Source organism: Tenacibaculum jejuense (assembly GCF_900198195.1).
Lineage (GTDB): Bacteria > Bacteroidota > Bacteroidia > Flavobacteriales > Flavobacteriaceae > Polaribacter > Polaribacter jejuensis.
In genome coordinates, this window is the sequence record NZ_LT899436.1 from 986018 (window position 1) to 1000389 (window position 14372).

The window sequence follows — 14372 nt, forward strand, 5'->3', positions numbered from 1 at the left end:
TTAGACATAAATTATTGATTGAGAATAATAAGTATCCTCTTCATTTTTATTTTTGATTTTAATAGAGGTTGCTTTAGGAACAGGAATCTTCATATCATGTTCAATAAGCACATCAGAAAATTGATTCATGTATTGTATTTTAAGAAGGGGATGTTCTTTTGTTTTTTGATAGAACTTTAAAGGTTGTTCTGATACAAATACATAAGATTCTCCGTGATCTTCAAATACTACTTTTTTTTCTGGAGTACTGTAAGTTTCGTTTCCGCCACTATCAATACTTATATTTTGAATTTCTATTTTTTTATATTCAGGTATTACAACTACGTATTCTCTGTAGGTAGCTCTCGATTCAAAATTTAAAATGAGTTTAGGAAGTGTATTTTCCTTTAATGATTCTACAGCGTTTTTCATGTTCAGGTGAACAACTCCAATTGTATGTATTGATGGAGGATTAGCAGTTGCAAAAAATGTTTCTTGTTTGTTGTTATTTATCCACAATTCATAAACCCCAGTACCAAATGCGTTAAGATTAATAGGAATAAATTGTTTGCCTACTTCGGAGGTATAAGAGAAAATACTCTCACCTTTATGCTTTATAATGATTGTATTCGACTTTGTTTTATCGATGTTTAGATTAAACTGTAGCGAATGAAACTTTATTTTTGTTTGAGCAGAGGTCTGGATTTCATTTTGAAATCTATTCGTAATTGTATTATTAGTGAAATAATATAAAAAACTTTCAGATTTAGAAAAATCAATATCTGTATAGTTGTAAAAATTAGGGTCGGTATTTTCCAAAAAGAAAAATAAATCTTCAGCAGTATTTAGTTCGTCCCATATTTTTTTATTGTCAGGAACTTCAGCAAAACATTGAAATTCATTTTTGTTATTTTGAAAACGAATTCTGTAGTTTTTTATAGTTCTTAATGAATCTTGAACAGGAGTTAAATTCAAAATAGTACATTCTTGATTAGGAAAATAATCATGATGAATTAAAAGAGAAAACCAATGTTTGTGTGTGCTGTTCATCGTCTTCTATTTTTTTAAAGCACTTGCTCCTGAATTATTAACACTACTTACTTGTTCTATGATACGACCTTTTTGGATGCTAATCATTCGAACTTTATATACCATGGATGGAACATATTTAGCTCCAATTCCGCTCCAAACATGACTTAATTCTTGAATAGGAACATTAAAAATTTGGAAAATTAATCGCTCTACAGATTCATCTAAATCAGGATGAGAATTTGAAGTAAAAACCTTTGTCGCTTGTAGAGTCCCAATAACAGCAGAAAGCATTTTTAATGATTCAATATAATTATCAGAATTATAATTTGCAGAGATCAATAAATACATGTTTAAATAAACAGGAGGATTCATTTTATTAAACGAACCTTTTCCTGTATTTCTATACTCTTCTGTATTTTTTATCGCTTTTTCTTGTTCAAGATTAATAACAGAAAGAATAATTTTATTTTCTATATTTTGACTAATACTTCCATCGAGATTAATAAGGCTGCTTACCATAACAATATCTTCCGTAAGTCCGAAAGACATTTTTAGTTCTTTATTTAGTAAGTCACGAATAAATATTAATACCTTATCTAACATACAGATTATTTTTTGTCGTTTACCAACGTTTTAATAGCGTTTACAATCATTCTCGAAAAATAAATTCCAACTACACAAATGGTATAAATTAATGTGAATGCTGGTCTTTGATGTGTTATAATTTCGGAGATGTCTTCTAAATCTCTTGATAATTGTTTATTTAAAATTTCAGCTTCAGAACTTACTATGTAAGCGATGATTAAAGCTATCGGGATACTTATAATCAATACAAAAAGTAACCACAGTAACTCTTTTGAAATTGCTTTCTTTACGACTTTGATAATCTTTTTAGCTTTCCCAAAATCGTCTTTAGCTGCTTTTTCTTTTGTACTCAAACTATTTTTCACGGTAATTCTTTTTCTTTACGTTCTATGAATTTATTGATGAGATAAAAAGAATAAGCACCGAGTAAAAAACCACAGATTAATAACACACTACCGTTATCAATCCAGTGCATCATTCTAAAAACTACAACAGTTAGTAGGAGCACCAAACCAGTGTAGTATTTCTTTAAGTTGTTGTTATTGAAAAAGTTATTTCTTGTGTTTTCAGAAAGTAAAGCGATGACAAAGCCAATACAAGCAAAAAATAAAACAAAACACATGATGTATAACAATACAGTTTTGTAGTCTGTAATTTTGACTAATTTTTTTTCTACACGATTAACTTTGCTGTTAGGATCGGTAAGTCCTAAGCCATCTACAATTTTAGTAACTACTGTAGGAGATGCGGAAGCAGCATTGTTACTAGATGAATTTCCTGAAGTGTCTGTTCCAGTTGAAATATTACCGTTCTGTAAAGTCCCTCCATTATTACCATTACTACTATTATTTGTTTCGGAAGAAGATCCTTGCCTAACTATACTTGTATCATTACTTAATCTTGGCTCTCCTAATTCTTTGTGAATTACTTCCCAAAAATCATTATAACCTCTATCATATCCTAAAGCCCAAATACCAAGACCACGGAGTTTTTTTTGTTTAATTAGATTAGTTTTAATGGTAAAAGAAGAATCGTTTTCAAACCAACATTGTCTGTATGTATTTTTACTTCCTTTAATTTTATAAACACTGTAAGCACTTTTACTTACGTCATCTATATAAACTGCTTCGTTCTTTTCAATGTTAGATTTAATATAACTGTAAGTTCTACTACCTAAATAATTTTTCACTTTAGATTTTAAATCTAGATTTTTAGTTTCCCAAAGACTTCCATAAGTTGGTAATGCTAAAATTATTTTAGAGCTTGCAATGTGACTTGTGTAATAATCAACAGAGTTAGTTAAGTTAAAAGGCTCCCAGGTTTTTGCACTTTCCAATGGAGCAACCGGACCAGCAACTTTACTTCCTTTTCCGTAATAGTCGTATCCCATAATAACAAAACAATCTATAGCTTTGTCAATCGCTTTAAAATCTATAGATTCACTCCAGTTTACATTAGGTACTGAAACATAAATTTGGTATTTTTTATTAGCTGCTTTTAAACGATTAGATAAATTGAGTAAAAAGCTAGTGTATTCACTTTTTTGATTTTTAGAAACACCTTCAAAATCGATACAAACTCCATCTGAATCACGTTTTGCTAAAAGTTTTATAAGATTATCAATGAGTGTATCAACAGCATCTGAATTCTTTAAGAATTTTCTGTTATTTCTAATTCCGAAGTTGCTTACTGTAAGTAAAACTCTTTTTCCTTTTTGGGCTTTTATCGAATCTATTAATCCTGTAGTTTCCCAGTCGTGAGTAGAAATAGGATTTCCCGTTTTAGGATTTACTTCATATGAAAAATATGCTACAGTAGAAAGTAGTTTGAAGTTGATGTTTTTATAATAATCTTTTTCCCAATAAGGATACCAACCAAAAACTTCATACTTTAATTTAAAATCTTTAGAAGTTTTAAAAAGTTTCGACTCTAGGTTACTGATTTTAGTAACAAAAGTTGAAGATTTTTTGTCTTTTAAAACTTTGTGATGTTGATGAATAAATTTTCTCGCTTGTTTTGCTGAATCGTTGTGTTTAAAGAGATTCGTTAGAAAAGAAAACACTTTTTTTCCTTTTTTAGCATCTTTAGATACATCTTGAGAATAAGCAACTTGATTGCTAACTAAAAATAACAAAAAGAAAGTAAAAAAAATGTTTTTATACTTCATTTAAATAGATTTAAAACATACTGTAAAAAATCAATTTATAATAAAAACAATTATATAAACTCAGTGTTATACCACCGTTAAGTAGTACTTATAAAAAAATATTTTGATTGGTTAATGGTTAGTAGAGTTTGGAGGTGTTTTTATACAATTGAGTGTTTTTATGCTAATAGTTGTTGGTTAATAGTTACAAATAAACATAAATTAAACAAAAAAAGGCTTATCCTGTTAAAATATTTTAATGTTAAAACCTCAATACATATGGTTATAATACTGATGAGGATTTTAAAGTGAAGATTTATGATGTCAAATAATAGAGTAATAATTTAAATGGAATCAGTAAGAAGGTAAATATAAAATCCATTAAAAATCCAATAATTGGTAGGAGTAAAAAAATCCACCATTTGTATTTAAATTTAGTAGAAGTTCCTCCTGTTAGATTTTTCCAAGCTAATATTATTCGATCCCTGTAATAATATAGAATAAAAATATCGGCAATTATCATTCCTGTAATTCTAAATGGAAGTCCAAAACCATGAACACCAGTTGTAAAAGAAATGTTAATGATTAATATTTGTACTAATACAGATAAGATAATTAAAGCTCCAATAATTGTAGTTCTATTAAACAAAAGTAAAATAGCACCAAGAATTTCTATAAGACCTGAAACGATATTAAAAAAGTTGCTTCTTGCAAATAAATGCCATGCCACATAAAAACTATCTATGCTTTTCATTGGCTGTTCAATTATTGAAGGATCATGAACTCCAAATTGACTAAAAGTTAATTTACTCCAGCCATAACTAATCATATAGAATATAAGATACCAACGTAAACTTAAGATCGAAAAATCAATTGTTTTTTGTTTTTTCAATTTTATAAAAGGTTTATTTAGTTACCCGTAGTGGATTTAGAAACATAAATAATCTTAAATTGTCAGTTCGAGTACTTTCAAGGCACGAAGAAATGTATCGAGAACTATTTCTAAATATTTTTTCTTCATTTCATTTTGAAAAATCACTCAAATTGACAGAATTTTACTCCAAATACACAACAGATTTTAGTTGTATTTATGTAAACTAAATTAAGACGATTTACATTTTACTTTGTTACTGGAATAAACCTATTATTTCTTTTAAGACTGAAAAAATAGCAGTGAATTGTAATTGTATTTTATGTTCGTAAATTCATGAATAGATTTTTATAAAGGCCATTCATCATCATATCCAAGTTTCCATTTCATGGTAGCTAACTCTTCATCAGAAGAAAGACAAGCATTTAAATCAGAAATAATTTGCTCTTTATCCATATCTTGACCAATAAAAACTATTTCAATTTTTCTATCGCCAAACATTTTATCCCAATTTTCTTCAATAATATCTTGATTGTTGATGTATGAAGGATATTGAATTCTTTTTTTAGCAGGCATACTTCCCCACCAAACGCCACCATTTTGAGCTTTTAATGAACCTCCAGCTTGCCCCCAAATAAAAGCTTGATTAGATCTGGAAGCTAGCCAAAATAATCCTTTACTTCGGATAATTGAATCAGGGAATTCGTGAGCAAAATTTAAAAATCGTTTGGGATCAAAAGGTTTTCTAGATTTAAATACAAATGAAGAAATTCCATATTCTTCTGTTTCTGGTGTATGTTCTTCTTTTTGTAATTCTTCAATCCAACCAGCACTTTGTTGTGCTTCCTCAAAATCAAATAAGCCAGTGTTTAAAATTGCTTTTGGATTGATTTTACTATATTCTGTTTCTATAATACGAGCAGAAGGATTTAAATTATGAATGGCTCCTTTTAAGCTCTTTAAGTGTTCTTCTGTGATTAAATCAGTTTTATTAAGAAGAATAACATTAGCAAATTCAACCTGATCTGTTAATAAATCGGCGATTGTTCTATCATCACCATCAATATCTGTAAGTGCTCTGTCAATTAACCTTTCAGGAGTTCCAAAGTCATTAAAAAAGTTATAAGCGTCTACCACTGTTACCATGGTATCTATGTAACTAAATTTTGAAAGATCAATTCCGCTTTCTTCATCTGCAAATGAAAACGTTTGTGCCACAGGAATAGGTTCGCTTATTCCTGTACTTTCAATTAATAGATAATCAAATCTATTTTCACTTGCTAAACGTTCCACTTCTATCATTAAATCTTCTCGTAATGTACAGCAAATACAACCGTTACTCATTTCTACTAATTTTTCTTCAGTATGTGATAATGAGTTTTCGTTTTTTACTAAATCAGCATCTACATTTACTTCTCCCATGTCGTTTACAATAACGGCTACTTTCAAACCTTCTTTATTGTGTAGTATATGATTTAATAAAGTAGTTTTTCCGGCACCTAAAAAACCGCTTAAAACGGTTACTGGAAGTTTTTTTTCTGTGATCATTTGTTGGTTAGTTGATAGGTTGATTATTGCATATTTTTTATAAACTGAAGTTGGTTTTCCTCAAGATTAACTTCTCTGTAAAAACAAGCTTTACGATGTTTACCATCAGCATCGTATGTATGACAAACTCCATTACCAACTAAAGTTACTTGGTAAACCAGCGCATCTTGGTCACAATCAATTAAAATTTTATCAATGCTTAAGAAATCTCCTGAAGTTTCACCTTTGGTCCAAAGAGCATTTCTAGATGTACTCCAAAAAGTAGCCATCTTTGTTTTCAAAGTCTTATCAAGAGCTTTTTTATTTACAGAAGCTAACATTAATAATTGCCCAGTAGCTGTTTCTTGAACAGCGACAGGAAGTAAACCGTTACGTTTTTCGAACTGAGGTTTTAATTTTAATCCCTCTTCTAGTTCAAGAGTTATATCAGATATCATTATAGTTTTGATTTATAAAATATTTTATTTTAAGAATTCACTTGTATCGATTCTTAGTAATAACCTTTTTTCTTCTTTATTTTCTATAGTCGGACTTCGATGCACTATGGCTTTTGTTTGATATTTAGGATATGTACTTCCTTTTAAAATAATAACAGTACCAGTCTCAGCTTGTTGAATATTATTTTCGTCAATAACTATAGTTGCATTATCAGCAAAGTTTTTAAGAGCTTCTCTATTCACATTATCTTCTGTTAACCATAAAGTCCCAGATCCACTATAGGTACAAAGCATTCTTAAATCATTTACATCTATATGGAATTTCTTGCACATATCTGTTTCTACAGTGGCTAAAAACAATCTTAAAGTTTCTGACTGAGAAATTTGTTTAAAAGATATAAGTTGATTTTTAATGTCTTTTATTAGTAAAGAAGAGTAGCTCAATTCACATTGATCTATCAATTCTTTCATTATATTATCGATAGTGCCATAAGCATTGATTTTTACTTGTCTGGTCAATACATCATCTATATCGGTTTTTAAAGCATCAATATTTCTATTGAATAATACAATATTTATATCCTCTTGATGAATCTTATAAAGAGACTCAATAGTATCTGCATAAAACCAGTTTTTTACTAATGCTTCGTTCATCTTTATTTCTATCGTTAATTAAAATTCACTCTTACTGTAAATACATTATAATTTCAGTTCAAAAATAAGTAATTATTTTAAATCGCAACTGAGTTGCGTTATGTTTTCTGGAGTTTGTGTTTGATTGGGTAAGCTAAATTATTCAAAAGAGTACTATCAAAGAGACAACATGTTTTGAATACAATAAATTTTAATCTTTCTTTTGTTCTTGTTTTATGTAATCTTCTCCATGAACCATTTTGTCTTCATTATAGATGGCATTAGACATGCCTAACATAAAAGACGTTATTATGAATAGGATTTTTCGCTTTATCCAATACGTGATTCTTTTCGATTTTACCGAATCGGATTTACTTTTTTGTGTATACATTTTAAATATGATAAATAGTTAAATAGATATTTTATCATTGATGCAATTATTGCATGTATGCATAGTTTAAAAGGAAAACTATGCTATGTATAAACTTGAAGTTATGTTACTTTTTGAGTATTTTATTTTGATGAAAGTTAGTTGGGCTAGCCTAACACGTATTTTTTGAAATATTTCTGTTTGAGTATAAAGAAGATTAGCAACTTTTTTATGTTGCTTTTTTTGCAGATTAAAAAAAGAAATAATTATAAAGGATATCTTTTTATTAAGATTTTTAATCCTTTTAGAATACGTATTTTGGTATTTATAATTTAATTCTTCTTGTTTACTAACATAAGATACTTCATAATAATTTGAAATACTTGTTTGATTGCAAGCAATACACTCATTAACAGATAAACTGAAAATAAGCAGAAAATTTATGAAGTATCTTATGTGTTTTTTCAATTGAATAAATGCTAAACTTTAACTTTAGATGGCTTGATTTCTCTTCTAATTATAAAATAGAATAGTGTTGCAGAAATTAATAACAAACCTAAATAAGAGTAACCAAGTGTAGCAGTTTTGGGATCGTTATCACCAATTAATGTAGGAAACATTAATAATGAAAGTGCAGCTATAATACCAAAAATGGCTAATAGTATTACTTTTGTAGCTAAAATTACTTTTTTCATAATAACTTTTAATTAAATACTGGTTTGATTTTATCGCATGATTATTTTAAAATTAATAATCACTCTTATAAATTTACGATAAAAATGTCAAATATTACTTGAATTTATTTCCATATGTATAGAAATATTTCCCAATATGTTTTGTTTTAATCTAGATTCATCTTTTTTATCTCCATAACCTTAACTCATTCTTCAATATTTACTTCTTTCGCGTATTTAAAATACCCCAAAGAAGTTATTGCAGTAACGAATTGTTTTTTAAGGTTTGTTTCTTAAATTAAATACATTAGTAATTGAACATTTTATCGAGTAATTCTTCAACAGTGTCGCTTATCAAAACCAGTTCTCTATTTTCTTTTTTCAAAACACCTTTTTCAGTCATATGATCTAAAAAAGAAATTAAACTATCATAAAAGCCGTTAATGTTTAATATTCCTATTGGCTTTTTATGAAGTCCTAATTGTCTCCATGTAAGTACTTCAAAAAGTTCTTCTAGAGTGCCAAATCCGCCAGGTAAAGCAATAATACCATCACAAAGATCATTCATTTTAGCTTTTCTTTCATGCATAGAATCCACTAAAATTAGTTGTGTTAATCCTTCATGAGCAATTTCTTTTGACTTTAAAAAGTTGGGTAAAACACCAATTACTTTTCCTTCGTGTTCTAATACTGCATCTGCAACAGCTCCCATTAAACCAACATTTGCGCCACCATAAACTAATTCAATATTTTCTTGAGCAAGTTTTTTTCCAAGTTGTTTGGCACTAGATTCAAAATCTTTATCAGTTCCAAAACTAGAAGCGCAGAAGACTGTAATTCTATTCATTTTCATTTATTTAATCTTTGTATTAAAATTTAGAGATTTATAAATCATAATTTTGTTATGCGATCTTTTTTGTGATTAATTTTAAATTTCTTGAAAGTTAAATAATACTTTTTATTTTGAACTTTTAAAATTAAAATGAAAAAAGCTCAGAAATTTATTTCTAAGCTTTAAATGAGTTTTTATAATGTATGGGTTTAATTTATTCTTCTGGTTTATAAAAAAAATCGCCATTAAAACTTTTACCGTCACCAGATCTTTCAAACCTCATTAATTCTTCATTAATGGTTGTAAATTTAAACCAGATATCACCAAGTTCAGTGACATTTACTTGCATAATTCGGTTTTGTTTATCAACCCATTTCCAAGTTCCAGATACATCACTATTATAAGGATTGTTACTTCTGTTTTGAAATACACCATTTGAAGAGAAGTATAAGTCTCTATTGAATCCTCCTGGTTTTGCATCATCCCACCATTTGTCGTAAAGTGCTTCAGTACCAGAAATAATAAATTCGTCGTCGCTACAATTGGTAAAACTAATAGCGAAGAAAATTAAGAGAATAGATTTGAAAATTAGTTTAGAGTTTTTCATAGTTTTTTCTTTAACATTTGGCTAAATATTTACAAAGTAAAAGTTTAGCGTTGTTTTAATTTACTGCGTGCAAACATAAAGAAATTTATAGACTTATAGAGCTAAGATTTTATGGTGAAAGAAGCCGTTAAGCCCACACTAAAATTTCTAGGTAATTTATAAACTCCAAAAATAGATCTGGAGTGTTCTCCTTTTTCTTCAAGAAGATTTACAAACAGATCAGATGCTCCATTGACTACTTTTGGAGAGTCATCCCAATGATCTGCAGATTGAAAGTAAGCATCGATATGATTTAATCCAATAACATTATCAAATCCAATTTTTTTATTAATTTGAGCTATGACATTCAAAGCGCATAACTGCATTGCTTTATAACCTTCATCGGTTGTTATTTCATCTCCTAATCGTCCTAGGTGTAAATAGGTTTCATTGTGTATAGGAAATTGTATAGCTACGTAAGCAATATTTTCTCTAATGTTAACAGATTTATAATTCCCACCAGGAGTAGAAACTTCGGGTAGTTTTAAATTTAATTTTTTTAGATTTTGTGCAAGTTGTTTTGTCATGATACTTTTTCTTAATTGTATAATTTTGAATATGAAGCTTCAAATACAAATAATATTATTCAGCTGTTAGTTTTTTTGTATGTAATACTTCATTCTGATATACTAATTTGTAAATGGTTTCTTTATGCTCAACTATAGTTTCAAAAGGCTGGGCTTTTATAGGAGAATTTGTAGGGAACCAATGTTTTTTTATTTCATAATTGGGTAGCAATAAAATTCCGTCTTCATCTCCGTTAGTACCAAATCTTTCGATATCGCCTTTCCAGAACTTAGTATTTAGTTCTTTTTCTAACTGATCATTAATTTTAGAGACATATTTTGTTGGCATTCCCATTTCATTAACTCCTATCACTTTTGAAAGGTTAAAAGCTGATGTTTCTTCATTTTTTAAATTATGACGAACAATAAACTCTACCACGTTTTCACTAGCATCTAAGAAATAAAAAGAATCTGCATTCCAAGATTTAAAATTTTGTGTTTTTTTATTTTCTTCAATAGTTATTATTTCAGTTCTTTTTTCCATCCATTCTAAGGCTTGATATAAATGATTAGATGGAATTAAAAAACAATAATGGTATTGGTGTTTTTGTTCAGATTTTTCAAAAATTAATTCACTCCAACCAACTTTTACTGAAAACGAGTTTTTACTTTGATGTACTATTTCGAAGCCCAAGGTTTCTGAATAGAATAAGAGTTCAGATTCTAATTTGTTTGTGTAGAGTTTGAGTTGTAGAAACTTCATTATAATTTAGGATTTTTATTCTTTTTATTGCAATTTAAATTATCGCTATTGTTTACGTTTCTTCAATAATTAATTACTATTGAAGCAATTTTGCTATAAATTTAAAAAATCCCTGCTGATTATATTTCAACAAGGATTTTTATTATAAGGTCATTTCGTTGTAAAGGAACTATTTTTTGACTAGCGAGTGAATTTTTTTGATCATTTTTTCTGCGTTAGCATTATTAGAATTTAATACCAGAGATTTTTTATAGTTTAACAAAGACAAATCATATTGCTTGTCTGTGAAATACACTTCGCCTAAACTATCATATAAATTAGCATTGTCTGGAAATTCTGAAATCGCTAGTTTAAATATTCCAATACTTTCATTTATTTTCTTTGAATTTAATAAATCATAACCTAAAGCGTTTAACTCATTAGGGCTTTCAAAATTATAGATAGCGAGTTCGGTAGCCTTTAATTCTTTGTAATACTGAATTCCTAAATCAATGTCTTCATGACATTTGCTTCGGATTTGTCTGTAGATCGATCTTTTAGGTAGAGTAAAAGATTTGTCTTTCATAATATTATAAAGCGATAGAATAATTTCAAAAGCTTGATTTTTATTATTCGACATTAAAATCACATTTAGATCATCTTTAAATTCACTCACAAAAGCTGCTTCAAATTGATGAAATTGTCCACCATGTTGATGCATTGTGAAAGTTTTATTAGACGATCCCATTATACATTTTTTGTTTTCGAAAAATTGATTGACAAGTAATTTTTCTAATGACGCTTTCGAAATAAGTTTATAATTATGTAGCGCAGTAATCCATTTGTTTAAATCGTTTATAGATAACCATATCCAACCTTTAGTAATAACACTTTCTTCGGTATTTTCTTTGTGAACATTAAAACATCTAACTCTGTTGGGGTAATCATAACCAGGATCAAAGCTAATATCTTTCATTTTTAAAGGAACGATAATGTTTTCCTTTGCAAAATCCTGAAATGTCTTTTTAGTAATATCTTCAATAATTTTTTTCTGAAGGAAAATGCTATTATTGTTATAGTTGACATCTGATCCGGGTTCGAAGAGTAAATTTTCTAACTGTTGTAAATCCTTTAAAATATCAGATTCATTTTTAATTGTTTCATAATTGATTTGTGGAATACCACTTGTAAAACTTAGAAGATGTTTTACTGTTACTTTCTCAGACCATTCTGGTAATCCTAGGTTGAATCTAGAAATTTTGTCTTCTAAATTTAAGTTGCCTTGTTCTACTAGCATCATGATAGATACCGCTACGAATTCTTTTGCAATTGAACCCGGACTAAAAATTGATTTCTCTGTAAGTTTATTTTTTTGTGAACCATCTGTGTATCCAAATGATTTTTGATATACAATTGAATCGTTCTTGGTAACTAAAATATTACCGTTAAAAATACCTCTATCAGCACTAACCTGCATAAGAGAATCTATAGTTTGATGATATTTTTGGAAAGGTTGTTCTTTTTGTTTTTTTACTTGGTTACACCCTAAAAAAGATAAAAAAAGTACAAGTATAAAAGTGTGTTTAATCATGTTGTTTGGTTATAGTTTTATACTGAAAAGACAAAGGGTTTTTGAAGTTGTGACAATTAAAAATTGTTATTTCTCTTTACCTTTATTTGAAATACCTAAGTAGTTTTTCAAATAGTATTGATTTTTTTTTGTTCAGTTTAAGCAAACACGTGATTGTATAATGAAAGAGTGGCTTTTAATTTATAAAAAGAGAGTGCTGATTTATAAGTAGAATTATGTTTAGTTTTCGGTATTTTGTACGGGTTAGTACTATTATTTTAAAGTGGGGTAGGATAGAGGATTTAACGTCTAGATCACATTCAAAATTAATATTGTTTACAGTTAAATTAGTTTGGATTTGTAAAAGTTTTTCCTGACAGATCATTATAAATTTGATGAATTCTTCAATACACTTCATTCATCTAAAAACCGATTTTATTTATGTCTAAATTAGTGTAATTGTTATCCTCTCGATTGTATATTTCAGCTAAAGGAAGAGGAGTGTCAGATTTTGCAAAATTTAATAGACTCAGTAACTCATTAGTTTTGTTGATCTCTAAATCTTTAAACTCGTATTTAGAAATAATTCTACCTTTTCTAAGGAGTGCGCTATCAATTTTTGATAAACTAGTATTGAAGGTACAAATAATTTTAATGTTTAAATAATCACTAAAAAGTCCATCCGTTAATTGTAAAATGGTAGAAACTACAGATTCTTCTTTTAAGTTTTCTCTAGATGTAATTACTTTTTCAGCATCTTCAATAATTAGAATTGAATTTCGCTGTCTAAGTAAAAAAGAAATAAAATCAGGATCTAGTAAGTTATTTACAAATTCATTTTGAACAAAAATAAAGTTAGCTTTATTGTTTTCAGAAATAATTCCTTTGATTAAAGTTGTTTTTCCTGTACCTGGCTTTCCGTAGAGTAAAATTAAACCTGATTTTTTTGATTGAATAGCTTTTGTGATTTTGTAGTATTCAGGCTTAAAATCAGAATTGTAATTTGTATCGATATCAATGGATATGTCTTCTGTTCTAACATCTTCAGTGTCAAAACCAGCTCTATCTTTTGTTAAAACTTTAAAAGTTGGAGCTCTAGACATTCCTAAAGCAGTTCGAAGTTTATGGTTTTTATTGATAACATATTGTTCTAATTCAGCATGATTACAATCGTAAAGAAAATCTACATCCAACTTTTCATACTGTAAAGAAATCCATATTAAGCATTTTTGGGTGTTAGATTTAAATAAAAATTGATAGGGGAAATCTAAACTAAAATCAGCGTTATTTGAATCTTCAGTATTCCAATTTTTTAAAATTAAATCATAATCTTCATTTTCCAGGTCAAGAAGTGTTAACACTTTATCTATATTTTCTTTTGATTCTTCTAGAGCAATTTCAAAGGATAAATTTGAAGCTATGCAGTCGAACATTAGTGTGAAATATGAACCTTTTTCAAATTCATTATAAGAGTCAAAAGATTTTAATAATTCAGACATGTAGATTTATTTTAGAACTAATCTAAGATAAGAAATAGAATAGTGTATTTTTCAAAAATTATTATAAAATCATAATCAAACTTGCTTATTTGATTTCTTTAAATCGATCCAAAACATTCAGATAGTCTTCTTTATCTAATTGTTCAGTTTTGAATTTAAGAGTATTCAATTTTTTTCTTAATTCTACAATGTCGTCAGTGTCGTGAACGTCTACTTTACGTATAAATTGTACAACCCAAAGTATCATTTTTAAAATAAGTTTTAGAATCAATCAAGATTGCATAAGGTTCATTTTTTTACGC

At 28.1% G+C, this 14372-nt stretch carries 17 protein-coding genes; all 17 read right to left on the reverse strand.

Annotation, left to right across the window (positions count from 1 at the left end; translation table 11 throughout):
- Positions 1 to 1029 (reverse strand): hypothetical protein, encoded by a 1029-nt coding sequence (locus tag AQ1685_RS04470; protein ID WP_095069833.1) that lies wholly within the window; start codon positions 1027 to 1029, stop codon positions 1 to 3.
- 6 nt (positions 1030 to 1035) lie between these two features.
- The gene (locus AQ1685_RS04475; protein WP_095069835.1) at positions 1036 to 1614 is read right to left on the reverse strand and encodes a DUF4255 domain-containing protein; all 579 of its coding nucleotides are present in this window, start codon (positions 1612 to 1614) and stop codon (positions 1036 to 1038) included.
- A 5-nt stretch (positions 1615 to 1619) separates the two neighbouring features.
- Complete coding sequence (locus AQ1685_RS04480; RefSeq protein ID WP_095069837.1) at positions 1620 to 1961, reverse strand: hypothetical protein; 342 nt, start codon at positions 1959 to 1961, stop codon at positions 1620 to 1622.
- Positions 1958 to 3763: a glycosyl hydrolase family 18 protein gene (locus AQ1685_RS04485; RefSeq protein WP_095069839.1), complete on the reverse strand. Its 1806-nt coding sequence runs from the start codon at positions 3761 to 3763 to the stop codon at positions 1958 to 1960. The genes AQ1685_RS04480 and AQ1685_RS04485 overlap by 4 nt, the downstream gene beginning before the upstream one ends.
- A gap of 295 nt (positions 3764 to 4058) precedes the next feature.
- The gene (locus tag AQ1685_RS04490) at positions 4059 to 4634 is read right to left on the reverse strand and encodes a DoxX family membrane protein (RefSeq protein ID WP_157730092.1); all 576 of its coding nucleotides are present in this window, start codon (positions 4632 to 4634) and stop codon (positions 4059 to 4061) included.
- A 327-nt stretch (positions 4635 to 4961) separates the two neighbouring features.
- The gene (locus AQ1685_RS04495; RefSeq protein WP_095069843.1) at positions 4962 to 6161 is read right to left on the reverse strand and encodes a GTP-binding protein; all 1200 of its coding nucleotides are present in this window, start codon (positions 6159 to 6161) and stop codon (positions 4962 to 4964) included.
- A gap of 23 nt (positions 6162 to 6184) precedes the next feature.
- Entirely contained in the window at positions 6185 to 6598 is a 414-nt protein-coding gene (locus AQ1685_RS04500) for a phosphoribosyl-AMP cyclohydrolase (protein ID WP_173862342.1), read from the reverse strand.
- Between the two features lie 24 nt (positions 6599 to 6622).
- Positions 6623 to 7252, reverse strand: a complete 630-nt coding sequence (locus AQ1685_RS04505) for a DUF1826 domain-containing protein (RefSeq protein ID WP_095069845.1) — start codon at positions 7250 to 7252, stop codon at positions 6623 to 6625.
- Positions 7253 to 7442: 190 nt separating this feature from the next.
- Positions 7443 to 7622 carry a hypothetical protein gene (locus AQ1685_RS04510; RefSeq protein WP_095069847.1) on the reverse strand — a complete coding sequence of 60 codons (180 nt, stop codon included), beginning with the start codon at positions 7620 to 7622 and terminating at the stop codon, positions 7443 to 7445.
- A gap of 458 nt (positions 7623 to 8080) precedes the next feature.
- Positions 8081 to 8296, reverse strand: coding sequence for a hypothetical protein (locus AQ1685_RS04515; protein WP_095069851.1), 216 nt, complete (start codon positions 8294 to 8296; stop codon positions 8081 to 8083).
- Positions 8297 to 8582: 286 nt separating this feature from the next.
- On the reverse strand, positions 8583 to 9122 hold the full coding sequence (locus AQ1685_RS04520; protein WP_095075000.1) for an LOG family protein: 540 nt from the start codon (positions 9120 to 9122) through the stop codon (positions 8583 to 8585).
- Between the two features lie 199 nt (positions 9123 to 9321).
- Complete coding sequence (locus AQ1685_RS04525) at positions 9322 to 9714, reverse strand: hypothetical protein (protein WP_095069853.1); 393 nt, start codon at positions 9712 to 9714, stop codon at positions 9322 to 9324.
- Positions 9715 to 9815: 101 nt separating this feature from the next.
- On the reverse strand, positions 9816 to 10280 hold the full coding sequence (locus AQ1685_RS04530) for a RidA family protein (RefSeq protein ID WP_095069855.1): 465 nt from the start codon (positions 10278 to 10280) through the stop codon (positions 9816 to 9818).
- A gap of 55 nt (positions 10281 to 10335) precedes the next feature.
- The gene (locus AQ1685_RS04535) at positions 10336 to 11022 is read right to left on the reverse strand and encodes a VOC family protein (RefSeq protein WP_095069857.1); all 687 of its coding nucleotides are present in this window, start codon (positions 11020 to 11022) and stop codon (positions 10336 to 10338) included.
- 169 nt (positions 11023 to 11191) lie between these two features.
- On the reverse strand, positions 11192 to 12592 hold the full coding sequence (locus tag AQ1685_RS04540) for a serine hydrolase domain-containing protein (RefSeq protein WP_095069858.1): 1401 nt from the start codon (positions 12590 to 12592) through the stop codon (positions 11192 to 11194).
- Positions 12593 to 12993: 401 nt separating this feature from the next.
- Positions 12994 to 14070 (reverse strand): AAA family ATPase, encoded by a 1077-nt coding sequence (locus AQ1685_RS04545; RefSeq protein WP_095069860.1) that lies wholly within the window; start codon positions 14068 to 14070, stop codon positions 12994 to 12996.
- Positions 14071 to 14155: 85 nt separating this feature from the next.
- Positions 14156 to 14317: a hypothetical protein gene (locus AQ1685_RS04550; RefSeq protein ID WP_157730093.1), complete on the reverse strand. Its 162-nt coding sequence runs from the start codon at positions 14315 to 14317 to the stop codon at positions 14156 to 14158.
- Positions 14318 to 14372: the final 55 nt, after the last annotated feature.

What these genes read in the sequence shown, in the direction of transcription:
- AQ1685_RS04470 (WP_095069833.1), bottom strand. Translation starts at nt 1,029, where the DNA reads ATGAACAGCACACACAAACATTGGTTTTCTCTTTTAATTCATCATGAT.
- AQ1685_RS04475 (WP_095069835.1), bottom strand. Translation starts at nt 1,614, where the DNA reads ATGTTAGATAAGGTATTAATATTTATTCGTGACTTACTAAATAAAGAA.
- AQ1685_RS04485 (WP_095069839.1), bottom strand. Translation starts at nt 3,763, where the DNA reads ATGAAGTATAAAAACATTTTTTTTACTTTCTTTTTGTTATTTTTAGTT.
- AQ1685_RS04495 (WP_095069843.1), bottom strand. Translation starts at nt 6,161, where the DNA reads ATGATCACAGAAAAAAAACTTCCAGTAACCGTTTTAAGCGGTTTTTTA.
- AQ1685_RS04500 (WP_173862342.1), bottom strand. Translation starts at nt 6,598, where the DNA reads ATGATATCTGATATAACTCTTGAACTAGAAGAGGGATTAAAATTAAAA.
- AQ1685_RS04505 (WP_095069845.1), bottom strand. Translation starts at nt 7,252, where the DNA reads ATGAACGAAGCATTAGTAAAAAACTGGTTTTATGCAGATACTATTGAG.
- AQ1685_RS04510 (WP_095069847.1), bottom strand. Translation starts at nt 7,622, where the DNA reads ATGTATACACAAAAAAGTAAATCCGATTCGGTAAAATCGAAAAGAATC.
- AQ1685_RS04515 (WP_095069851.1), bottom strand. Translation starts at nt 8,296, where the DNA reads ATGAAAAAAGTAATTTTAGCTACAAAAGTAATACTATTAGCCATTTTT.
- AQ1685_RS04520 (WP_095075000.1), bottom strand. Translation starts at nt 9,122, where the DNA reads ATGAATAGAATTACAGTCTTCTGCGCTTCTAGTTTTGGAACTGATAAA.
- AQ1685_RS04525 (WP_095069853.1), bottom strand. Translation starts at nt 9,714, where the DNA reads ATGAAAAACTCTAAACTAATTTTCAAATCTATTCTCTTAATTTTCTTC.
- AQ1685_RS04530 (WP_095069855.1), bottom strand. Translation starts at nt 10,280, where the DNA reads ATGACAAAACAACTTGCACAAAATCTAAAAAAATTAAATTTAAAACTA.
- AQ1685_RS04535 (WP_095069857.1), bottom strand. Translation starts at nt 11,022, where the DNA reads ATGAAGTTTCTACAACTCAAACTCTACACAAACAAATTAGAATCTGAA.
- AQ1685_RS04540 (WP_095069858.1), bottom strand. Translation starts at nt 12,592, where the DNA reads ATGATTAAACACACTTTTATACTTGTACTTTTTTTATCTTTTTTAGGG.
- AQ1685_RS04545 (WP_095069860.1), bottom strand. Translation starts at nt 14,070, where the DNA reads ATGTCTGAATTATTAAAATCTTTTGACTCTTATAATGAATTTGAAAAA.
- AQ1685_RS04550 (WP_157730093.1), bottom strand. Translation starts at nt 14,317, where the DNA reads ATGATACTTTGGGTTGTACAATTTATACGTAAAGTAGACGTTCACGAC.